Raw genomic sequence first — 22713 nt, 5'->3', positions numbered from 1 at the left:
AGATGAGTCATGTTGGTGAAGTAGCCATTGGGTTGGATATTGGAGGAACCAACATTAAGTCGGGCATTGTAAACGAAAATGGTGTGGTCGTTCACCGCTTAAGTCTGCCTACGAAAGCACATGAAGGTGGTGAAGCACTGCTAATCCGTATTTCAGAAATGGTGAAGGAACTGAAGAAATATGCAATCGACCATGGATGGACTGTAAAGGGTGTTGGTGTTGGTACTGCGGGTCAAGTCGACAGTCATCTAGGAGTGGTAATGGGAGCTACTGCAAATTTGCCAGGCTGGGCTGGAATGGAACTGGTCAACCGACTACAAGCGCTAACCGGTCTGTCTGTAACGATAGATAACGATGCGAATGCTATGGCATATGGGGAAGCATGGGTAGGTTCTGGTCGCCATTGGCATGATTTCATTTGTGTTACCCTCGGAACAGGAGTAGGCGGCTGTGTGATTATAGATCGACAGCCGTATCATGGACGAGATGGTTTTGCCGGAGAAATGGGTCATCATGTGATTGACCTTGGTGGTCAACCGTGTAACTGCGGTAGAACAGGGTGCTGGGAACAGTATGCTTCGGTAACGGGGCTTATGAGATTGGTAAAGGAAGAGGGCCTAGGATTACGAGAACTTAATTCTCCGGAAGCTCTTTTCGACCATGCAAAGGAAGGTAATGAACAAGCTCTTCATGTGTTACGGAGATACTCCCAGTATATTGCTGTGGGACTGGCAAATTTGATCCATATCTTTAATCCAGAGGGTATTGTAATTGGTGGAGCTATTAGTAAACAAGGGGACTTTTTATTAGGTCAGGTACGCTATGAGCTATCTCGTTATTTATTGCCCGTGTATGGAGTTAAATCAAGAGGAATTGATCTTGTTTCGGCCACATTAGGAAATGACGGCGGGGTTGTTGGAGCTGTGGCAGGGTATTTCATATAACGTGATATGAACTGCATTGGCGGCTGGTTGTGGTATTCCAGATTGCCTTTTACAGGAATTTATGTATAACTTATTATAGGGAAATTGCACAGTTTAGGTGCTGCGGGCTACGGTATAAGAAAGAATCGTACCTGAAAGGGGAATTTATTTGTCTAACGAACAAGGAATGGGAAAGACGTTATTATCAATTAGAAGTCATTTGAACGGATTAACTAAAACAGAACAAAAAGTGGCCAATTTTATATTGGAAAACGCTCAGGATATAATCTATCATTCAGTAACTGAACTTGCGGAGAGAGCTGACGTGGGAGAGACGACAGTCCTTCGCTTCTGCAGGAAGTTGAAATTTCATGGATTTCAGGACTTCAAACTATCCCTAGCTCAGGATTTGGTCAAGCCTTCCGACCGATTATATAATGAAGTTACTGAAGAAGATGATGCAGCGACATTGAATCGTAAGGTTATTTCTATGCATATTGAGACGCTTGAGCAGACGTCAGAACTAATCAGTGCGGATCAATTGGAGAAGACAATTACCTTGTTGACTACTGCGAACTATATTCACTTTTTTGGGGTGGGATCTTCTGGATTGACGGCATTACAAGCCGCGCACAGTTTCTCAAGAATTGGTAAACATAGTTTTGCCAAGACCGATACGCATTTCCAAGCTATGACTGCTTCGCTAATGCGCCAAGGAGATGTTGCTGTTGGGATATCTATTTCGGGAAGCACCAAAGATACATTGGAGAACTTAAACTTGGCCAAGAAGGCAGGGGCAAAAATCATTGTCATTACCAGCAATGCACGTTCCCCTATTACCAAACTGGCAGATATTGTGCTGTTAATGGTTGCTCGAGAAAATCCATTGCAAGGCAGTTCGTTATCCGCTAAAATCTCCCAATTGGCTATTATTGATATTTTGAATGTAGGCGTATCTCTTAAAATTAAAGAAGAAGCTTTAAAGTATCGTGAGATCACAGCCAAGGCTATTTCAGAAAAACTGTACTAAAAATGAATTAGATCGCACGGGGGAAGGTAATAAAAAACCGACAGCAATTGGCTATCGGTTTTTTTGTGATCTCTACTTTTATAGAATCAAGACTTTATTTATCCCCATCTGCCACATCTTCCCCGATTTCGACTTCGCGTTCAGCCTGCTTGCGATGGGCAATCCGACTGCTGGCAGAGGCGGCAACCGCCCCTACAATATCATCGAGGAAAGTATTACAAGGACCTAAGCTCTTATCATTTAGTCTGTCGAGTACACCAGGCTTAAGCTTGTCCACATATCCGTAATTCGTAAATCCAATACTGCCATACACATTAACGATAGAGAAAGCGAGTATTTCGTCTACGCCATATAACCCTTCGTCATTGGAAATCATATCTTGAAGTTCAGGAATCAATAGCTCCTGCTCAGCGAGAATATCCAATTGAATACCAGTTAGAACTGCGTTTTGTACTTCTCTCTTGCTAAGTACCTGCTCTACGTTATGTACGCATTCTTCCATAGTTAAATTTGGATAATATTTCCGCTGCAACATCATGACGAGTTCTGCGATTTCGTCTATCGTAACGCCACGTTTCTGAAGCCAATGTTTCGTCGCGTCAGCGACTTTTTTACTGTTAAGGCTGTATGGTACTTTTTCTTTGGGTTGATCCATCTCAAACACCTCTACTTCTTGATCGAATTATTTGACTGAACATGATGGAGTGTACCCACTTCTCTAAAAAATATAGTTATTTTTCGAAAAGAGGCTCGTATATATAGTAATACAAACCATTGAAAAATGTTAGGGAGGAACCCAGATCATGAAATTGATTTCTAAATTTCGCAATACTGTCGCCGTTGGTGTGTTAACACTCCCGCTTATACTATCAGGCTGCAGTACTTTTGGAGTGAGCTCATCAGCCCAGATCGATCCACCGCCACCGGATGTGGAAGCTCAAATGTTAGATACGGCCCTTGCACCTACGGACCAGACAAGCCTCAAAGTGGGGGACAAACTCTCCACAGTGTATTTGCAAAATGAAAAAGGACTACTTGCCCCGGTTACACTTCATTTACCTGCGAGTTCGAATGAAGAAGATTTGAACACGACACTGGACATGCTGGTTGACGGTGGTCCATACAGTTCGTTAATTCCAGCCGGTTTCAAAGGCGTGCTTCCAAAAGGCACCGAGGTTGATGCAGTAACGATTAAAAAGGATGAGAAGCTTGCCGTCGTAGAGTTCAATACGATGTTTAGTAAGTATCCGGTCGCAGATGAACGTAAAATTCTTGAAGCGATTACTTGGACACTAACAGGGAATCCAGAAATACAGAATGTGCAACTATGGGTTAACGGTGAGAAGTTAAATGAAATGCCCGTGGATGGAACACCTTTGGATCGACCATTAAATCGTTCCTTGGGTATCAATTTAGATCATGATAGTAACTCGAGTTTATCGGGAACTAGTGCAGTTACTGTATACTTCTCGGCAGAAACAGAGGGCGGAGTTCAATATTATGTACCCGTCACCCGATTTGTTCCAAGCGGAGGGGACTTGGTGAAGTCTGCACTTGCTGAACTGATCAAGGGACCTTCACAGGGAATGGGTCTAGAGCGAGTGCTTACCGATAATAGTGCGGTTAACGGTGTAACCGTATCTAATGATGGTATTGTGACGGTATCGATTAATGATGACATGTTTGATGTTGGTGAGAAGCCACCGGCTCAAATGATGCAATCGGTGGTGTTAACCGTCACGGAGAATGCCAAGGGAGACAAAGTGAGAATTTGGTTGAATGGACAGAAGGATGTCGTTGGGTTGGATAATCAGAACTATAGTGAGCCAGTATCGCAGCCAGAGTTAATCAATCAAATTCCTCTATAGAGTCAAACAGGAAAAGGGAGACGTTGGTCTCCTTTTTTTATTGTTTATTACGTCGTATTTGCATTCGTAGCCTTTGAACATTGGATCAGAGCAGAGAGGTTTCAAATGGTGCTTTTATGCTTACACTTTGATAGAATAGGGGAAGCATAAAGACAGCATGAAACGTAGGAGGCAATTAATGATGAGAATAAACGGACGTGAGGCAACTGAGCGGCGACCGATGAATTTGACGGTAAATGTAAATAAATATGCAGAAGGTTCGGTATACATTGAAGTCGGAGATACCAAGGTGATCTGTACGGCGACGGTGGAAGAGAAAGTTCCTATGTTTATGAAGGGACAGGGGAAAGGCTGGGTAACTGCAGAGTACTCTATGCTCCCTCGGGCAACTCATTCTCGGAATCAACGGGAGGCAGCTCGTGGTAAGTTAAGCGGTCGGACAATGGAAATTCAGAGGCTGATTGGTCGTTCCCTTCGTTCGGTTGTTGATTTGCATGCACTTGGCGAACGATCCATTACGATCGACTGTGATGTACTGCAGGCTGATGGTGGCACGCGTACAACATCAATTACGGGTGCTTTTGTTGCTATGGCCATTGCGATTAATAAGCTTACTCAAAAACATGCACTGCCGGTATTTCCAATAACGGATTATTTGGCATCGCTTAGTGTAGGTATCGTTGGGGAGGAACTACTTCTAGACCTTAACTATGATGAGGATTCCAAAGCCAAAGTGGATATGAACGTCGTAATGACTGGACAAGGCCAATTTGTTGAGGTACAGGGCACGGGGGAAGAGAAACCATTCTCAAGAGAAGAACTGGATCGTATGCTGGGGCTTGCTGAACAAGGTATTCACGAGATGATAGGGCAGCAAAAGGATGTGCTTGGGCCGATTGCTCTTAAGATCGGAAGTGGGCAATCCGGGAGTCAAGTATGATCGATAAAGAAGCAACAGCTATTATAGTAGCTACGAGAAATCAAGGAAAAGTAAAAGAATTTGCACATGCACTTGAATTTATGGGCAAGCCAGTACGCAGTATGTATGATTACCCTGAGGTGCCGGAGGTTGTGGAAGATGGCGAGACCTTTGCGGATAATGCCCGGAAGAAAGCGAAAACCGTTGGTGATCTGCTGGGCCAACCTGTACTTGCTGATGATTCCGGCCTTTGTGTAGATAAATTAGACGGTGCTCCCGGCGTATATTCAGCAAGGTATGCTGGTGAAGGGGCTACGGATGAAGAGAACAATGTAAAGCTACTACAAGAACTTGAAGAACTGCAGCAAGGAGAAGATACGGAGCAACCGTTACTCAGTACCGGGAGGTTCGTATGTCATTTGGCATTGTATAATCCAGCTGATGGGCAGTTTATTGAGGCCTCCGGATCAGTGGAAGGCTGGATCACTTCGCAGCCATCTGGAGGTGGCGGATTTGGTTATGATCCGTTATTCTATTTGCCAACCTATGAGAAGACCATGGCTGAGCTTACCATGGAGGAGAAACAGGCGATTAGCCATCGTGGTGCAGCGCTCCGGGAGCTAGCGGAGAAACTAAACAAACGCTAAGTTTAAATAAAAACTGTCCTTGAAGTAACACTACTTCAAGGACAGTTTTTTTGTGTGCAATATATTAACGAATAGCGACCTTATAGGTGCTTAACCAGTAATTCACCTGAGTCAAATAGGCGAATAACTGTGGTCCTGACATTAATTGGCCAAACCAAGGAAGGTGGGAAGAAGATTCTGGCGAAGCTGCAATAGCTCGTATTTTGTCTGAATCAATCAACGGTAAAATTGGGGAAGCTGGGTTATCTAGGATCTGTAGCATTTGTTCTCTAACTGTATTTAAATAGCCGGGATTATGAGTTTTTGGATAAGGACTCTTTTTGCGATAAAGCACGTCTTCGGGAAGGATGCCTTCTAACGCTTTACGGAGAATGCCTTTCTCCCGGTCCCCAGTCGATTTAATTTCCCATGGTACATTCCATACATATTGGATTAATCTGTGATCACAAAAAGGAACACGAACCTCAAGCCCAGCAGCCATGCTCATTCGATCTTTACGATCAAGTAGTGTTGGCATGAAGCGAGTGATATTTAGGTAGGACATGACTCGCATCCGTGCAGCTTCAGAGCTCTCTCCCTCCAATTTTGGAACCTCATCTATGGCTTCGCTGTAACGTCTTGCAACATATCTCTCGGGAGAGATCCAATCACGAATCTCCGGAGACAGTAGGCTAGCGCGGAGGTCTGTAGCAATCGACCAGGGAAAGGTTCCAGCTCCAAGTAACTCCTCGCGATGAAACCACGGATAACCACCAAACACTTCGTCTGCTGCTTCACCAGAAATAGCAACGGTGGCTCCCTTCTTAATCTCCCGGCAGAATAATAGTAATGAGGAATCGACATCGACCATGCCTGGTAGGTCACGGGCCAAAGTTGAATCCGGGAGAGAGCTTACCAATTCAGGAGTATCAATTGTAATCCAATGATGTTCTGTTCCTAGCTCTTCGACCATACGCTTGATCCAAGGGGCATCGGCTCCAGGTTGATAACTGTGAGCTTGAAAGTGTTTGTCATTATCAACGTAATCAACAGAATACGTATGCATCTGACCTTGGCCCGTTCGTTTGTAATAATCGACTGCGAGCGCCGTTAATGCGCTGGAATCAAGTCCCCCCGAGAGTAGCGTACATATCGGTACATCGGAGATTAATTGTCTATCCATCGTATCTTGCAGTAGCTTCCGAATGTTGGCGGCAGTTTCATCGACATTGTCGCAGTGAGGCTCTGCCTCGAGTTTCCAGTAGGCATACTTACGAAGACCTGAGCGGCTCCAGATCATGGCATGACCAGGGCGAAGCTCATTCATATTCTGATACACGCCATGCCCAGGTGTGCGAGCTGGACCGATAACAAATATTTCAGCTAATCCTTCAGGGCCAATGACAGGCTCGAACTTAGGATGTTTAAGAATGGATTTAGGCTCCGATCCAAAAATGAATGTGCCTGTAACTTCAGTATAGAATAATGGTTTGACTCCAAGGCGATCACGGGCAAAAAATATATGATCTCTTACGCTGTCCCAGACCGCAAATGCAAAAATCCCGTTTAGACGATATACACAGTCTGGTCCCCATTCGATATAAGCTTGCAGTAATACTTCTGTATCACATTGAGTTCGAAAGTGTCGTCCTCTTTGCCGTAGTTCGTCTCTTAACTCAGGGGCGTTATAAATTTCTCCATTATATACAATGGAGAAAACGGCGTCTTCCTCATAAATGACCATAGGTTGTGCTCCATTCTCGGGGTCCATAACGCTGAGACGCCGATGGCCAAATGCACAAGGGCCAGAAATCCATGTTCCTTGCGCATCGGGTCCTCTATTCTCTAGACATGAAGTCATGGATAGCACCAAGTCCAAGTCTTTAGTCAGATCTCGATTCCATTCGATAAAGCCTGTTATTCCACACATGTTGGTTTCTCCTCTCTAGTTTGTAAATACTACAACCGTTCCCGTTCCCATCCCCGTTCTCATCTGGGCGAAAAGTAATAACAGATTATGCCGAACAAGAGCATAAAATGTCTGTCCACTAAGGAAAACTATGACTTGAAGGCATGAAAAGGAGGGTTGACGGTGGAGAAGAAGGTTTTTTATGTATCTGTTCATGGGCGGTCCGTACTTGACGATCAAGGAGCTAGCTCTTACGAGTGGGAGGTGAATGCAACGCCTGAAGAGGCGAATAATTTACTACACATGTTAAGGCGAATCGGTGAAAAAGAAGAGAGTTCATTCCTCGCATTTACCTATCCTTGGCCAGATACACCTGAAGGAGAAGTCAATGCAGGTTATCAGTCTCATTTAGACGCACTGTATAGTGAGATCTATCGACTGGGTACGGAAGAGACACGTGAAGGGATAAGGCGCTATTTAGAGTTTTTATAAGTGCGGGGTCAACTGCGTTCATGAAAGGGCTACCTATAATTTGTATCCATGAGATAAAGGAGTAACGTCGGTGTACTATATCAAGGAAGCGAAGTTTAGACGAATGGCGGAGTATAATGGAGTACCTTGTGCGGAGATTCAAGTTAGTCCAGGGCGGGTAGATGATCCAGATTTGTTCGTTTACATTGCTCGTGATCATAGTGGTAAGGGATACGAAATCGTGCGGATGATTCGTAGTGACGCAGATTTGGAGATTGATTGGTTTAATAACGACATGCATGATGCATTCGCCGAGGTAAGTGAAGAGAATTTTGGAGATTGCGGTTGGCCAGAACCTGCAGAGCAACGGAAACAGTTCATGGAAAATTTGCTTGCGGGTAAGGATATCATAACGAAGCTGGAGCAATACTTATTGCACTAAGCATTTGATCTATAAATTAATCTTTGAAAATAGTCAGAGATGCGTTATAATAAATAACGCATCCTTTTTTACATGCCTGTGTCTCAGTAGCTCAGCTGGATAGAGCAACGGCCTTCTAAGCCGTCGGTCGGGGGTTCGAATCCCTTCTGGGACGTAATTAAGAAAGAGTCCACATTGTGGACTCTTTTTTACGTTTCTGGGAATGAATATGAAATTAGACATCAAAAAACCCTTTGTCACCAAAGGGTTTAAATAACTGAGTTATGGAGCGGGTGAAGGGAATCGAACCCTCGCCTCAAGCTTGGGAAGCTGGCGTTCTGCCACTGAACTACACCCGCATGATGTAACCTTGTATATTATAGCACATTGGTTTGTAAGTTCAATAGCGATTTTATATGTAGAAGGTGCTACACAATCAGCAGACTAAGCGGAGCACCCTCCTGCATAGAACGGTTCAGACAGTTATTTCGTAGACATTCCATTCATAATTAGACGTATCGTATCGCGTATCTCCTGTTCTTCATCCCATGGTTGGTCAGGCATCAGTATAAAGTGAGTTGCCAGCAGACCGATCATTGAAGAAGCCATGAACCGTAGTAACTCTTGAGAGGGTCTTTCGATGATCTCACCTTTACTCTTGAAATGCTCAACAATTGTACTTAGTCGCTGAAATACTTGTGTTCCAATCTGTTGTTTAAATTCCGCTTGAAGATGGGGCTGAAAAGGGATTTCTTGCAGCATGATTTTAATGATTTTATGGTGCTTGCGAACAAAATTTAATCGGTTCATCATAATTGCGTATAGGAAATCCTCAAATGATGGGTAGTTAGACTCCAATACTTCTTTAAAATTGTTCAATACAAAGGGGGCAATCAATTTACTCATCATTGGTGATACGATGGATAGAAGCAAATCTTTTTTCGTTTTGTAGTGGCGAAATATCGTACCCTCCGCTACACCAGCCCTCTGAGCAATCTCACTTGTGGATGAACCAGCATATCCCTTCTCTGAAAATACCTCGACGGCAGCTTCAATAATTTTGAACTGCTTTTCTGTCATTTTACCATCATCTAATTGAGCTAGTTCGTGAATCCATTGTTCTACCGAATCTTGTTGTGACATGCGGGGGGATCCTCCTCGTTTTACATTAATTTAACAAACTAATGCTTTGTCTATATTTTTCGATGTTTACGTAAGGCGAGAATGTTCAGCACGATGAACAACAGTGAGAAACCAATCAGTGCATAGACATCAATACCTATAGCGTCCCAGCCTTTACCACGGATCATAACATTAGTTAGTGCATGTGCCCCATAGGTGAGTGGCATGATGACCGAGAATTGCCTGAGCCAATCTGGAAGCGTGTCTAGCGGGAATATACCTGACAAGAATAATTGTGGAACAATAATGAGTGGTATGAACTGAATCATTTGCAATTCATTATTGGCATATGCAGAGATTAATGTTCCAAGGGTTAGTGCTGTCATCGATATTAATAATGTTATTAACAGCACAAACAGGAATGATCCTGCCATAAGGATACCAAGAACTTTGATGCTGAACCAGGAAATGAGCACCGCTTGAATTATTGTAAATAGTCCAAAGCCACCCGTATATCCCAATACGATTTCCCATCTTTTCAGTGGGGTTGATAACAGGCGTTCTAATGTTCCGGTTGTTCGTTCACGCAGGAAGGATACACCTGCAATTAAAAAGACGAAGAAGAAGATGAAGAAGCCAATGAGTATCGGGCCTAATTGATCGATGCTAGTCATATTCTCGGAACCATGTAAAAAGGTTATGTCGACTTGGGATGATGTTGTATCAGACTTATCAGACTTGAGCCCCTCTCCCATCTTCTGTATGAGTTGTATTACTGCCTTATTAACAGAAGGTTCACTCCCCTCAAGTTTCACTTGAAGTGTGGCATCAATAGGCTCCACGATGGCATCGATCTCACGCTTATCCAGCGCGTTCTCGGCGGCATCTCGGGTTTCATATGTTAATACGGTTGCCCCAAGCTCCTTAAATCGTTCATTCATCATTTGGGGTGTATTGATAGAACCCAATCTTGGCTCATATTCGGAACCGTTGAACACGATGTTCATTAACGTAAGCACGAATAGTGGGGCGATGAGCATGAGCGCTAAGGTTCGCTTATCGCGTCGAAATTGCCTTAAGATCCGCAGTATAATAGCCCAGATTCTCATGATTGCCCACCTCCGTAGTAGATGAAAGCTTCCTCTAAAGAATTTTTGCTTGCAGATTGAATTAAGGCTTCAGGTGTATCCACTGCCAGCAGTCGACCATCACGAATCATTCCAAGTCGATTGCATTTTTCTGCTTCATCCATCACATGAGTCGTCATCACAATAGTCGTTCCTCTGGAGTTAAGTGACTTTAACTCGGTCCAAATGGATTGCCGTAGGAGGGGATCGATCCCTACTGTAGGTTCATCGAGAATCAGTAACGGAGGTTCATGCAACAGTGAAATAGCTAGAGACAGGCGGCGTTTCATTCCACCGGAGTATTGAGCCACACGTTTATGGAGATGTTCGCTGAGACCAACGATATCCATGACCTCGGTTATGCGTTGTCGTCTTTTGGTCCCCTTAAGTCCATAGATGGCTGCAAAGAACTGAAGATTTTCTAGAGCGCTCAGTTCTGTATATAGAGCATCAGATTGAGCCATGTAGCCGATTTGCTTCATCAAGGATAGTTGGGGCATTAACTTGCCGAAGACATGAACTTGGCCAGATGTGGCTTGATCAATACCACTTAGCAGTTTTACAAGTGTTGTTTTTCCTGATCCTGAAGGACCCAATAGACCAAAGGTTTCACCAGGCTGTACTTCTAGTGTGATATCTTCCAACACGGTTTTTGATCCAAATTTCTTTCCTACCTTTGCAACTGTTAATACAGAATCCGCATTAGGCATGTGATCTCTCCCTTTTATACTCCATAAAATGAGTGAGTACTCACATCAGAGTATATATCACAGGAATTATAAAGTAAATGAATAAATAATGTTCACAAAATGACGATTTCGTAATTTATTTATATGATTTTACAAACTATTACAAATCACAAGAATTGATTTAACAATTGTATACGAGAATCAAGGTATAGCTATTTAAGCGAATTGAAAAGGGTGAATATGATGAAGAAAAGTAAAGTAGTCGGAATGCTTCTTGCTTCCGCGTTGGTAACTTCAGCAGTGGCTGGAACAGCAGGCGCAGCAGCAGCGAATCAAACAAAAGATGTAAAAGCGGTCGCAGCTAATGAAAGTGCTGCTAAGTTGAATGTATCAAGTAAAACCTTGGTGATTGACGGCAACGCGGTGACACTCAGATCAGTTCAAGTTAACAAAGCTACTTTATATTCATTGAGAGATTTATCTGCGAGTCTTGGTGCTAGTCTTAAGAGAAATGGTTCCAGTTTGGTTTTAGAAAATTCAGCGACAGAGCATGTTGTTACTCTGAAAAGTGGCGACAAGAACTATCAAGTTGATGGTAATGCAGCCCAATTTACAGTTGCTCCACAAAATGTTGCGGGTAATAATTTTGTTGAGCTTAACTCGATTGTAACGGCACTTGGTGGCGAGGTTAATTCTGGTGAAGTGAGAAGTATCGCTCGCTTGGAAGGAGAATTTTCAACACCAATCTTTAATGCTAGTGAGAAAGTTATTGTCACTAAAGAAGATGGAGAAGCACTTCAATTAATTAAATTGGATGCTGGTGGACAATATGAAGTGTTCTCATCTAACGAAAGTACGGTTGGAGCAGCTATTTCACCTGATCATGAATATGGTGCATTTGCGAACGATAATGGCGTCTTGAACCTTATTGACCTGAGTACGGGCCTAGTGAAAAAAGTGGGTACGGATAACACGGTTAAGACCGATCTAGTATGGTCGGCTGATAGCAAGAAAATTTACTTTGTTCAAGGCGACAAACAAGAGAAGATTTCATACATAACCCTTGCAACAGGCAAAGTTACAGAAGTGCTCGCAGATAAAGTAGAGAATAAAGCTGGTGTTCAAGTATCTGCAGACGAAAAGAAGATTGTGTATTTCGTCAATGTTACAGGTACGGCTTCTACTGATAAAGCGGGAACGGAAGAATCGCTTGAAATTGATTATTCCAATGCAGGAACACAAGTATATTCATTAGATCTTTCAACTAAGGGAGCCAAACCGGTTCAATTGACGAAAGACCTTGATAATAAAATGTACCTTAGCTTGTTAGCTGATGGTAGAGCTGTATACGTTAGTGCTGATCCAGAAGGTGTGATTGCTAACAATATTCTAAAAGTAATCTCTGCAGATGGAGCTAACGTAACAAACCTACTTGCTGATGTTGATGTTATTTCTAGTGAATTAATGAATGGTAAGTTAATCGTTCTAGCTTCAGTTGCGGACGGTAGTAATAAAGTGTTCCAAGTTGATTCCACAGGTGCAAAAACAGAATTGTACAGCACAACAGAAAATGTTACTGAACTGAGTGTTTCTCCAACTGGAGTTGTAGCATTGATTGCAGACGGTAAAGTTGTATTGGTTCAAGGTAGTAAGACTACGGAACTAACAAAATAATAAAAGGACCCGAAGGGAGTAATAATCAAATGAAATTTTTCAAAAAGTTTTCTCTTGTCACGGTAGCTTCGGCTGTCCTGTTGACTTCTGCTCTTGCAGGCGCTGCTTCAGCAAAAGATGATCTCAAAGGTAAAATTACGATTAACGGTTCTACGGCTTTGCTGCCGATGACACTTCAAGCTGCTAAGGAATTTCAAAAGTTGCACCCGAAAGTGAAAATCGCTGCTTCAGGTAAAGGTTCCGTAACAGGACCACAAGCAGTTAAAAAAGGTATTGCAGAAATTGGTGCATGTGACTGGGATGCAAGTAAAGATGTACCAGGGTTCAAAGCTTTTGACGGTCAAGTAGCGAATAAAGTAGCGGTAATCCCATTCGCTACTATCGTAAATAAGAGTGTGAAAGTAGATAACCTGACAACTGAACAATTGAAGGGCATTTACTCCGGTAAGATTACGAACTGGAAAGACGTTGGAGGAAGTGACGAGGATATCGTTGTCATTACTCGTTCGTTTGGTTCTGGTACACGCGTTAACTACCAAATCAAAGCACTTGATGGTGGGGATATCGTTAAGAAAGAGAAGAACTACAAAGAAGTTGGATCCAGTGGTGATATGAAGACTGCTGTTGCAACAACTCCAAACTCCATTGGTTATATCGACTTGACATACATCACAGGAAGTGACATCAAAGCCGTTAAACATAATGGTGTAGAAGCTACTACGGCTAATGTTATCAATGGTAAATATAAGATTTGGTCTTATGGATATTACATGACTAAAGGGCAACCAACAGGCGCAACTAAGGAATTTATTGAATACGTACAAAGTAAAAAATTCCAAGAAAGCTCCCTGAAAAAATTGAAATTCATCCCGATCGCAGCTATGAAATAATGATAGATTTGTAATCTCATCGTATTCAAGCGACCAGCCCCAAATGACGGGGCTGGTTGCTGTATAGGAGGAACTAGGGTGAACACACCTGTCCAAGAAAGTGCTGCTCCAATGGAGAAATCGTATAGTAAAATGACGTATACCCACTTATCTAAACGGCAATCCCGGGCTAGCTTCATTAATAAGTTGTTTAAAAATTATTTTTTGTTTAGTATTTTGACGCTTTGTTTCGTACTCGGATTAGTTATCTTTTTTATTGGGAAAACAGCGTTCCTCACTTTCAAGGATGTTACGCCTGCCGAGTTCTTCCTATCCTTTGATTGGACTCCAGAAGACGGAAAGTTTGGCGCTGCTTTATTTATTCTTAACACATTGTCGCTAACCGCATTGACTTTAGTCATCGCGGTACCGATCTCTGTCGGTATGGCAGTTCTGATTGCGGAGATCGCTCCAAAATGGATGAAGAACTTGATTCGGCCTATTCTCGATCTGCTGGTTGGAATTCCTTCGATCGTTTACGGATATTTAGGGTTGACCATACTACTTCCACTACTTCGGGAATTAAGTGGTGAGAGCTTGGGAGATGGTCTACTTGCTGCCTCTTTGGTGCTTACAATTATGATCCTGCCAACGATCTGCCGAATTAGTGATGATGCGATTGGGGCGGTTCCCAAAAAGTATAAAGAAGCAGCTTACGCGCTTGGCTCTACCCGTTTGCAAACGATCTTCAGAGTCATTTTACCCTCTGCTGGTCGTGGTATTATTGCGGCTATTATTATGGGAATGACCCGAGCAATAGGTGAGACGATGGCTGTCGTTATGGTCATCGGTAATACACCGCAATTGGCGAAATCCTTATTTACTTCAACCTCTGTACTTACAAGTAATATCGTTATGCAAATCTCAAATGTTGAGTTTGACTCGACTTGGAACTATGCGCTACACATGATGGCTTTCCTCCTCCTAGTTATTTCATTTATTCTCATCTTGTTTATTCGCTTCCTAGGGAGAAAAGGAGGGGCTGAGTCATGAATAGCTTTAGTCCATCGCGTAAAAATAAAAGATCTTTGTTATGGGATCGCCTGGCGACGGTAGGCTTCTATGGTTTGGGAGCTGTCATTATGCTCTTTATCTTCTGGCTTTTGTTCACGATTCTGAGCAGGGGTTTACCGGGAATTTCATTGCAGTTTTTGGTGAAGCTACCTGAAGAGATCGATGCAGGTGGCGGAATTGGCCCCATGTTATTTAATTCGTTCTATGTCTTGATCTTATCGCTTGTGATCTCAATTCCAATCGGGGTTGGTGCCGGGATCTATATGGCGGAATACGCACCGAAGAATAAATTTACAGAGGTACTACGGATTTGCGTAGAATCTCTAGCTTCTGTCCCTTCTATTGTGTTCGGTCTATTAGGACTTGCGATTTTTGCCGAGTATTTTGGCATCGGCCTAACAATCTTGGGCGGAGCAGTAAGTCTTGCGTTCCTGAACTTACCGATGCTAGCACGTGTCACAGAAGAGGCAGTTCGGGCAGTTCCAAATGATTTACGAAATGCGGCATTTGCGCTAGGAACGACGAAATTTCAGAGTATCCGTACCGTAGTAATTCCTGTCGCAATGAATGCCATCGTAACGGGTATTTGTCTGGTAGCAGGACGTGCTTTTGGTGAGTCGGCTGTTATCCTCTTAACGGCTGGTCTTAGTACTTCTGGCCAAATGTGGGACTTCAACCTATTCTCGCCGGGCGAGACGTTAGCTGTTCATTTGTGGTATGTCCAATCAGAGGCGATTGTTGAGGATGCACGCCAAATTGCCGATATGTCAGCAGCGGTGCTTGTATTTATCGTACTCATGATCAACCTGGTATTCCGCGTACCCGTTTGGTTTAATAACCGAAAGTTTAAACGATAAGTAGTTAGAGGATTTCGGGCCTTCCTTGTTCGTCGTTAAGATGAACGGGAAGGTCTATTTTTTGTGGAACTAAAATCTTATGCGTGAATTTTGTATAATGTACATGGTAACTCTAATGAGATTAAATAGGGTATGTGGTAAAATATTACCAATAAATACCTATTTTTCGGTCCGAACTTTCAAAATACGAAAGGAAGTTTTTAACATGCGAGTAGGCATTCCTAAAGAGATCAAAAATAATGAGAATCGTGTAGCGATAACACCAGCTGGAGTTGAAACATTGATCAAGGGTGGAAATCAAGTATTGATTGAGCAAGGGGCAGGATTAGGGAGTGGCTTTTCAGATAATGAATATTTGAACAAAGGAGCAGAACTAGTAACAACTGCCGATGAAGTATGGTCTTCCGCCGAAATGATCATGAAAGTAAAAGAACCTCAGCCAGAGGAATATGGATTTCTTCGTAAAGGATTAATTCTGTTTACTTATCTTCATTTAGCTCCTGAAGCAGAATTAACAGCTGCTTTAGTTAAGAATGAAGTGAGTGCCGTAGCTTACGAAACAGTGCAGTTGGATGATGGATCGCTACCACTACTGACACCGATGAGTGAAATAGCAGGAAGAATGGCAGTTCAAGTGGGGGCACAGTTTCTAGAGAAACCATATGGTGGAAAAGGGATTTTACTTGGTGGGGTTCCGGGTGTTGCACCTGCAGAGGTGGTTATTGTTGGCGGAGGTGTTGTCGGCACGAATGCGGCAAAAATTGCCTTAGGTATGGGTGCGCGTGTGACCTTATTAGATTTGAATGCCGCGCGGCTTCGGTATCTTGATGAAATTTTCGGTGGTCGAGTACGGACGATTATGTCGGACTCCTATCATTTGGAGCAGGAAATTATCAAGGCGGATTTATTAGTTGGGGCAGTGCTCATTCCTGGTGCACGTGCGCCGAAATTAGTTAAGGAATATATGGTTCAGCAGATGTCAGAAGGTTCGGTTATTGTGGACGTAGCGATTGATCAAGGAGGATCTATTGAAACGATTGATCATGTAACAACCCATAGCAATCCGACGTATGTTAAGCACGGGGTTATTCATTATGCCGTAGCCAATATGCCAGGGGCAGTCGCTCGTACTTCAACACTTGCATTGACTAACGTTACGATTCCGTATGCGCTGCAAATAGCGAACAAAGGACTGCAAACAAGTGCAACCGCAAATGCGGCACTCGCCCGTGGAATCAATGTAATGAACGGATTGGTGACAAATGAGGCGGTTGCCCAAAGCTTAGGCTATACACATACTCCAGTTGAACACGCACTACGTGGCTAGGTGTTGGAGAAATTAAGGAACGGTGGAGCTGCAACTGACAGAAGAAAAGATGGTGTCCAGTTGCAGCAGTCCTGTTCTATTTTTTAGAAATGGACAATTCCTATTTCTCCAAAAGTTGCTGGATATCACCTTCTAATGCTTCCGGCTCTGTGCGCGCTGAGAATTGCTTAATGACATGACCATGACGATCAACCAGGAACTTCACGAAATTCCATTCAATATCTCCTGTGTGATAAGGAGCAGGAGTGTTCTCAACAAGATATCTGAACAGAGGATGTGCATTCTCACCTTTAACATCAATTTTTCCGAAGAGCGGGAAGCTTACTTGATAATTTAATTCACAGAAATCTTTTATTTCAGCTTCAGTACCTGGCTCTTGCCCCGCAAATTGATTACATGGGAAACCAAGAACAACGAGACCTTGGTCCTTATAGGTGCTGTAGAGTTGTTGCAGTCCTTTGTAATGTGGAGTTAAGCCACAACCGCTGGCCGTGTTCACGATAAGTAGAGTCTTACCTTTATATTCTTCAAGTGTTGTCATTTCCCCAGTAATTGTTTGAACCTCGAAATCATAAATATTTTCGTTTGATAAACTCATATTTATCCCTCCTAAAAATTTTGATAGTGTACCCTCAAAATGTCTATTATGTTGAGCAAATAACAAAATAGAAGTAAACGCTTACTAAGTAAGTTCTATTGTACTTCATTTGTTTGATGAATCTCAAATTTGAATTATTAGGGGGAAGAATATTACAGTCTACTGTTTGCATATGCTGTAGAAAACTAGATTTAAATTGATTTGACCTCTGTTTAATAACTTCCCACCTATACTTCTAAAAAACAACCAAGATTCAGGCAACGTATGAATCTGAACTCCTTTTTTTACACTCACACTTCATTGTGACACAGTACCAAAGTGAATATGCACATGTGTCCTTTCAATGAGAACTCTTTCACAAATTATGTCGAATTTTCCATCTAATAAAAAATGACAACATAAACTTCAATCAATTACAGTGGCAGATCCAATAAACACACATGTCGTTTATTTGCGGACATGATATTTCATGAAAAGAGGATACGGCTATGGTTGAACCTATTTTGCGAATCGAGAATTTGTGTACACATTTCTTTACAGATCGTGGAGAAATCCCAGCGGTTGATGGTGTGAATTTATATGTTAATCCTGGAGAGGTGTTAGGTATCGTTGGAGAGTCTGGTTGTGGTAAAAGTGTTACCTCTTTATCCGTTTTGAAACTTATCCCAGACCCACCAGGCAAAATCGTTAGGGGATCTATTTATTTCAAAGGATGTGATGTCGTCCCCCTAAAGGAGCACGAGATGAGGCGAATACGTGGGGATGCGATAGCCATGATTTTTCAGGAGCCAATGACCTCGCTAAATCCACTATTTACAGTAGGACAACAAATTGGGGAGACGGTTCGGCTTCATCGTGGGCTGAGCAAGAAAGATACAAAACTCCATACGATTGAAATGTTAGCAAAGGTAGGTATCGCCAGACCAGAAGCGATTATCAATGAATATCCCCATCAATTATCGGGAGGGATGCGGCAACGGGTCATGATAGCGATGGCTATCTCGTGTAATCCGGAGCTACTCATTGCGGATGAACCAACGACTGCGTTGGACGTCACCATACAGGCACAAATCCTAGATTTGATCCGGAAATTAAATGAAGAGAATGGTACTGCGGTGATGTTGATTACACATGATCTAGGAGTTGTTGCAGAGATGTGTGATAGGGTAGCGGTCATGTACGCCGGTAAAGTAGTAGAAGAAGGTTCAGTCCACGATATATTTAAAAATCCACTTCATCCTTATACGCAAGGATTAATTCAATCGGTCCCACGCATGAGCGAAACAAGAGACAGACTGTATTCTATTCCTGGTAACGTTCCTGTTTTGAATACAACCATGATCGGGTGTCGGTTTTCTGAGCGCTGTCCTAGCAGGATGCCTGTGTGTATAGAGCGACTTCCAGAGCTTAAAGAATACGCCTCAGAACATAGTTGTCGATGTTGGATACACGAAACCTTACAGGAGGATATCGTATGAGTGAACCCTTACTTCAAGTCGAGCATTTGCAGAAATATTATCCCATTTCCAAAGGATTTTTTAGTAAGTCTCAACAGTTTGTAAAAGCGGTCGATGATATTTCCTTTTCAGTTCTTAAAGGAGAGACGTTTGGGTTGGTAGGAGAGAGTGGTTGTGGTAAGTCAACAACGGGTCGTTCGTTACTTCGCCTTATAGAGCCTAGCTCCGGTCGAGTTGTATTTGATGGAGAAGATATTACCGCTTTATCTACAGAACAACTTCGCCAGAAACGTAGAGATATGCAAATTGTATTTCAAGATCCTTTCTCATCACTTGATCCAAGACATACCGTACAACGAATTTTGGAAGAACCGCTAATTGTGCATCGGATTGGCAATGCTGAGGAGCGGAAGAAGCACATACATCGTTTAATTGAAGTAGTTGGATTAACTAAAGTCCATCTTCAGCGCTACCCGCATCAATTTTCAGGAGGACAACGTCAGCGAATTGGCATTGCTAGAGCTTTGTCTATGCAACCGAAGCTGATTGTCGCTGATGAACCAGTCTCTGCACTAGACGTGTCGATTCAATCACAAGTGATTAATTTGATGCAGGATCTGCAGAGTGAATTCAGTCTAACCTATATTTTCATAGCTCATGATCTCAGTGTCGTCAAACATATTTGCGATAGAGTGGCTGTCATGTATTTAGGGCGAATCGTGGAGATAGCTGACAAGGAGAAGCTGTATGCTTCTCCGCAGCACCCCTATACTAAAGCGCTACTTTCCTCCGTGCCAGAGCCGGATCCTGACTTTAGACCGGAACGGATCATTTTACAAGGAGAAGTACCAAGTCCAGCTAATGCACCAGCGGGTTGTGCATTTCATACACGGTGCCTAGAGGCAATGGATATGTGCAAGATGAATCGTCCTCAATTAATAGAGACCGAATTAGGACACCAAACGGCCTGTCATTTATTTGGCGAGTGATCTGGAAATAACCTTTGGTTTAAAGCTGACCTAGGTACAGCTTCAAATAAATCTAATAAAAGGGAGTGAGCAATCAATATGAAGAGATGGAGAAGTCTTGTATTCATCTTGATCTTAGGAGCAGCGTTTGCCCTTAGCGGATGTGGTAACAAGGACAATGGCAAGAATGAAGCAGGCACCAATAAGGGTAGCACTGCTACAAAGTCGTCACAAGATACTTTAATTCTTGGTCGTGGGGGCGATTCGGCATCACTAGATGCTTCAATCGTAACCGATGGCGAGTCGTTGAAAATCGCACATCAAGTATTCGATTCTTTGCTTGAATATAAGGAGGGGACGACGGAGGTTCAAGGTTCTTTGGCAGAAAGTTGGAATGTATCTGATGATGGACTGAAGTACACTTTTAAACTTCGTCAAGGTGTCAAATTCCACGACGGTACGGAGTTTAATGCAGACGCGGTGGTTTTTAACTTTAATCGCTGGAATGATCCAAAAAGCCCATATAAATTCGAAGGTGACTCATTTGATTATTATGATTCTATGTTTGGCCCGGATGGAAAGCGAGTCATCAAAGAAGTCAAAGCAATCGACGCATCTACGGTTGAATTTACACTTAATCAACCGCAAGCCCCGTTCTTACAAAACCTAGCCATGACTTCGTTCGGGATTGGCAGTCCGAAGGCTATTGAGGATAAGAAAGAGAACTTTAAGAATGAACCTGTAGGTACAGGACCATTTGTATTCAAAGAATGGAAGCGTAATGATTCTATCACACTAGAGAAAAATTCGAGCTATTGGAAGGCAGGACTTCCTAAGCTAAACAAAGTGATTGTTCGCTCTATACCGGACAATTCGGCACGTTTCAATGCTCTGCAAAATGGAGAAATCGATCTGATGGAAGACTTGAGTCCAGATGATCTAGCTTCATTGAAAAGCAATACTGCTTTACAGTTAATCGAACGTCCATCGAATAATGTGGGATATCTTGGTTTTAACTTGAAGAAGAAACCATTTGACGATGTCAAAGTAAGACAGGCATTGAGTCATGCTGTGAACAAGCAAGCTATTATTGATGCCTTTTTCGCAGGTCAGGCAGTGTCGGCGGTCAATCCGCTGCCACCATCACTTTGGGGATATAACGACAGTATAAAGGACTATGACTACGACTTAGATAAAGCGAAACAATTACTAGCAGATGCTGGGTACCCGAATGGGCTACCAGGAGTAATAACGTTCTATGCGATGCCGGTATCTCGCCCTTATATGCCAGACGGGAAGAAAGTAGCTGAAGTTATCCAAGCGGATTTCGAGAAAATAGGAGTTAAGACCAAGATCGAATCCCCAGAATGGGCTACTTATCTGGATGATGCTCAAGCAGGTGAGAAAGACGATATATTCATGTTGGGATGGACCGGAGATAACGGTGACCCAGACAACTTCTTGTATACGCTACTAGATAAGGATGCTATTCCTTCTAATAACTATAGTTATTACGCCAATGATAAGCTTCACGAACTTTTGACTGGGGCGCAACAAGAGACGGATCAGGGCAAGCGAGCTGATTTGTATAAACAAGCGCAAGTGATCATTAAGGAAGATGCACCTTGGATACCATTAGTCCATACCACACCTCTTCTCGCGGCAAAGGCTAATTTGAAAGGTTATGTTCCAGCTCCAACAGGTACCGAGTACTACAGTAATATTTATTTTGAATAACAGGTGACACATTACGTCTGTGGCAGGTGAACCTTCTTGAAGTCTTATATATTAAAACGATTATTGATCATGGTTCCTGTTCTGATTGGAATGACGATTATTGTGTTCTCCATTATACATGCCATCCCAGGAGACCCTGCAGAGACGATTCTTGGACAAAAAGCGACGGCGCAGTCTAAGGAGGCTCTACGTGAACAACTCGGCTTGAATAACCCGTGGTATCAGCAATATTTCTCCTATATGGGTGATCTAATCAAAGGAGATCTTGGGCAGTCTATCCGTACAAAGATTCCGATTACCAAAGAGATCACGCCCTATATGGCAGCAACAGCTGAATTAACTATAGCCGCAATGTTGTTTGCAATTTTCTTTGGAGTTAATGCTGGGATTATAAGTGCTTGGAAGCAAAATTCTTGGTTCGATTACATCTCAATGCTAGTTGCACTTATTGGGGTATCGATGCCGATTTTCTGGCTCGGACTGATGGAGCAATGGATATTTGCATTAAAATTACATTGGCTCCCCTCCATTGGACGGATGGATCAAAGAAACCCAGTGGAATCCATTACTAATTTGTATGTACTCGACACGATCATCTCTGGACAATGGAATCAGTTGTGGACGGTAATCAAACATTTGATTTTACCCAGCGTTGCGCTTGGGACAATTCCGATGGCGGTCATTGCCCGAATGACTCGTTCTAGCATGCTGGAGGTTATGGGTTCTGATTTTGTCAGAACGGCCAAAGCCAAAGGTTTATCTCAGTTTATTGTTGTTTATAAACATGCACTGAAAAATGCATCTATCCCGGTGCTGACTGTAATAGGCCTCCAGACAGGCGCTTTGCTAGGTGGGGCAGTACTCACTGAAACGATCTTCGCTTGGCCAGGCGTAGGGCGATATATTTATGAAGCGATCAGTTCACGTGATTATCCGGTCATTCAATCCGGGATTCTGATTATTGCCTTTATTTTTGTCATGATCAATCTAATAGTGGATTTGTTGTATGCTGCGGTTGATCCGCGCATTCGCTATCGGTAAGGAGGG

22 protein-coding genes and 2 tRNA genes are annotated in these 22713 nt (G+C 42.9%); 17 read left to right on the top strand and 7 right to left on the bottom strand.

Annotated elements, in window-relative coordinates:
• Positions 1 to 2 precede the first annotated feature (2 nt).
• Both IEW05_RS19585 and IEW05_RS19580 read left to right on the top strand, forming a co-directional pair.
• Positions 3 to 944, top strand: coding sequence for an ROK family protein (locus tag IEW05_RS19585; RefSeq protein WP_188541566.1), 942 nt, complete (start codon positions 3 to 5; stop codon positions 942 to 944).
• A 148-nt stretch (positions 945 to 1092) separates the two neighbouring features.
• Positions 1093 to 1953, top strand: coding sequence for a MurR/RpiR family transcriptional regulator (locus IEW05_RS19580; RefSeq protein ID WP_308420450.1), 861 nt, complete (start codon positions 1093 to 1095; stop codon positions 1951 to 1953).
• A gap of 94 nt (positions 1954 to 2047) precedes the next feature.
• Here the strand turns inward: IEW05_RS19580 and IEW05_RS19575 are convergent, their stop codons facing one another.
• Complete coding sequence (locus IEW05_RS19575; RefSeq protein ID WP_188541565.1) at positions 2048 to 2608, bottom strand: phosphatidylglycerophosphatase A family protein; 561 nt, start codon at positions 2606 to 2608, stop codon at positions 2048 to 2050.
• Between the two features lie 148 nt (positions 2609 to 2756).
• Here IEW05_RS19575 and IEW05_RS19570 point away from each other — a divergent pair, with 148 nt between their 5' ends.
• The 3 genes from IEW05_RS19570 to IEW05_RS19560 all read left to right on the top strand — a co-directional run bounded on the left by IEW05_RS19570 (position 2757) and on the right by IEW05_RS19560 (position 5387).
• Positions 2757 to 3821, top strand: coding sequence for a GerMN domain-containing protein (locus tag IEW05_RS19570; protein ID WP_188541564.1), 1065 nt, complete (start codon positions 2757 to 2759; stop codon positions 3819 to 3821).
• Between the two features lie 178 nt (positions 3822 to 3999).
• A complete protein-coding gene (gene rph / locus IEW05_RS19565; RefSeq protein WP_308420449.1) occupies positions 4000 to 4761 on the top strand; it encodes a ribonuclease PH in 762 nt (253 codons plus the stop codon).
• Positions 4758 to 5387: an XTP/dITP diphosphatase gene (locus IEW05_RS19560; protein ID WP_188541563.1), complete on the top strand. Its 630-nt coding sequence runs from the start codon at positions 4758 to 4760 to the stop codon at positions 5385 to 5387. Before rph ends, IEW05_RS19560 begins: the two co-directional genes overlap by 4 nt.
• Before the next feature lie 64 nt (positions 5388 to 5451).
• Here the strand turns inward: IEW05_RS19560 and asnB are convergent, their stop codons facing one another.
• Positions 5452 to 7296, bottom strand: coding sequence for an asparagine synthase (glutamine-hydrolyzing) (asnB, locus tag IEW05_RS19555; RefSeq protein WP_188541562.1), 1845 nt, complete (start codon positions 7294 to 7296; stop codon positions 5452 to 5454).
• 162 nt (positions 7297 to 7458) lie between these two features.
• Here asnB and IEW05_RS19550 point away from each other — a divergent pair, with 162 nt between their 5' ends.
• The 3 genes from IEW05_RS19550 (at position 7459) to IEW05_RS19540 (ending at position 8342) form a co-directional block, all read left to right on the top strand.
• Entirely contained in the window at positions 7459 to 7767 is a 309-nt protein-coding gene (locus tag IEW05_RS19550; RefSeq protein ID WP_188541561.1) for a hypothetical protein, read from the top strand.
• Between the two features lie 70 nt (positions 7768 to 7837).
• Positions 7838 to 8188, top strand: coding sequence for a hypothetical protein (locus tag IEW05_RS19545; protein ID WP_188541560.1), 351 nt, complete (start codon positions 7838 to 7840; stop codon positions 8186 to 8188).
• A gap of 80 nt (positions 8189 to 8268) precedes the next feature.
• A tRNA-Arg gene (locus IEW05_RS19540) sits at positions 8269 to 8342 on the top strand.
• Positions 8343 to 8452: 110 nt separating this feature from the next.
• On the opposite strand, the gene IEW05_RS19535 is transcribed toward IEW05_RS19540, so the two are convergent.
• From IEW05_RS19535 to IEW05_RS19520, 4 genes are all read right to left on the bottom strand, one after another.
• A tRNA-Gly gene (locus IEW05_RS19535) sits at positions 8453 to 8526 on the bottom strand.
• 124 nt (positions 8527 to 8650) lie between these two features.
• The gene (locus IEW05_RS19530) at positions 8651 to 9310 is read right to left on the bottom strand and encodes a TetR/AcrR family transcriptional regulator (protein WP_188541559.1); all 660 of its coding nucleotides are present in this window, start codon (positions 9308 to 9310) and stop codon (positions 8651 to 8653) included.
• Between the two features lie 50 nt (positions 9311 to 9360).
• Positions 9361 to 10398 carry an ABC transporter permease gene (locus tag IEW05_RS19525; RefSeq protein ID WP_188541558.1) on the bottom strand — a complete coding sequence of 346 codons (1038 nt, stop codon included), beginning with the start codon at positions 10396 to 10398 and terminating at the stop codon, positions 9361 to 9363.
• Positions 10395 to 11126, bottom strand: coding sequence for an ABC transporter ATP-binding protein (locus tag IEW05_RS19520; protein ID WP_188541557.1), 732 nt, complete (start codon positions 11124 to 11126; stop codon positions 10395 to 10397). The genes IEW05_RS19525 and IEW05_RS19520 overlap by 4 nt, the downstream gene beginning before the upstream one ends.
• Positions 11127 to 11345: 219 nt before the next feature.
• Between IEW05_RS19520 and IEW05_RS19515 the strand changes: the two genes are divergently transcribed.
• The 5 genes from IEW05_RS19515 (at position 11346) to ald (ending at position 16906) form a co-directional block, all read left to right on the top strand.
• The gene (locus IEW05_RS19515) at positions 11346 to 12779 is read left to right on the top strand and encodes a stalk domain-containing protein (protein ID WP_194434143.1); all 1434 of its coding nucleotides are present in this window, start codon (positions 11346 to 11348) and stop codon (positions 12777 to 12779) included.
• Between the two features lie 29 nt (positions 12780 to 12808).
• The gene (locus tag IEW05_RS19510) at positions 12809 to 13669 is read left to right on the top strand and encodes a phosphate ABC transporter substrate-binding protein (RefSeq protein ID WP_188541555.1); all 861 of its coding nucleotides are present in this window, start codon (positions 12809 to 12811) and stop codon (positions 13667 to 13669) included.
• A gap of 78 nt (positions 13670 to 13747) precedes the next feature.
• Entirely contained in the window at positions 13748 to 14701 is a 954-nt protein-coding gene (gene pstC, locus IEW05_RS19505; RefSeq protein WP_373285851.1) for a phosphate ABC transporter permease subunit PstC, read from the top strand.
• Positions 14698 to 15579: a phosphate ABC transporter permease PstA gene (gene pstA / locus IEW05_RS19500; RefSeq protein WP_188541554.1), complete on the top strand. Its 882-nt coding sequence runs from the start codon at positions 14698 to 14700 to the stop codon at positions 15577 to 15579. Before pstC ends, pstA begins: the two co-directional genes overlap by 4 nt.
• A 205-nt stretch (positions 15580 to 15784) precedes the next feature.
• Positions 15785 to 16906 (top strand): alanine dehydrogenase, encoded by a 1122-nt coding sequence (ald, locus tag IEW05_RS19495; RefSeq protein WP_188541553.1) that lies wholly within the window; start codon positions 15785 to 15787, stop codon positions 16904 to 16906.
• A 100-nt stretch (positions 16907 to 17006) separates the two neighbouring features.
• Here ald and IEW05_RS19490 read toward each other — a convergent pair whose 3' ends face one another.
• Positions 17007 to 17504, bottom strand: coding sequence for a glutathione peroxidase (locus tag IEW05_RS19490; protein ID WP_188541552.1), 498 nt, complete (start codon positions 17502 to 17504; stop codon positions 17007 to 17009).
• Between the two features lie 488 nt (positions 17505 to 17992).
• On the opposite strand from IEW05_RS19490, the gene IEW05_RS19485 reads away from it, so the two are divergent.
• The 4 genes from IEW05_RS19485 to IEW05_RS19470 all read left to right on the top strand — a co-directional run bounded on the left by IEW05_RS19485 (position 17993) and on the right by IEW05_RS19470 (position 22707).
• On the top strand, positions 17993 to 18982 hold the full coding sequence (locus IEW05_RS19485) for an ABC transporter ATP-binding protein (protein WP_188541551.1): 990 nt from the start codon (positions 17993 to 17995) through the stop codon (positions 18980 to 18982).
• On the top strand, positions 18979 to 19950 hold the full coding sequence (locus IEW05_RS19480; RefSeq protein ID WP_188541550.1) for an ABC transporter ATP-binding protein: 972 nt from the start codon (positions 18979 to 18981) through the stop codon (positions 19948 to 19950). The genes IEW05_RS19485 and IEW05_RS19480 overlap by 4 nt, the downstream gene beginning before the upstream one ends.
• Positions 19951 to 20028: 78 nt before the next feature.
• Positions 20029 to 21666 carry an ABC transporter substrate-binding protein gene (locus tag IEW05_RS19475; RefSeq protein ID WP_188541549.1) on the top strand — a complete coding sequence of 546 codons (1638 nt, stop codon included), beginning with the start codon at positions 20029 to 20031 and terminating at the stop codon, positions 21664 to 21666.
• A gap of 36 nt (positions 21667 to 21702) precedes the next feature.
• Complete coding sequence (locus IEW05_RS19470) at positions 21703 to 22707, top strand: ABC transporter permease (protein ID WP_188541548.1); 1005 nt, start codon at positions 21703 to 21705, stop codon at positions 22705 to 22707.
• The last annotated feature ends 6 nt before the right edge of the window (positions 22708 to 22713 follow it).

This window comes from Paenibacillus segetis (assembly GCF_014639155.1).
Lineage (GTDB): Bacteria > Bacillota > Bacilli > Paenibacillales > Paenibacillaceae > Fontibacillus > Fontibacillus segetis.
The sequence above is the reverse complement of the archived record's forward strand: the minus strand, read 5'-3'. Positions and strand labels throughout refer to the sequence as shown.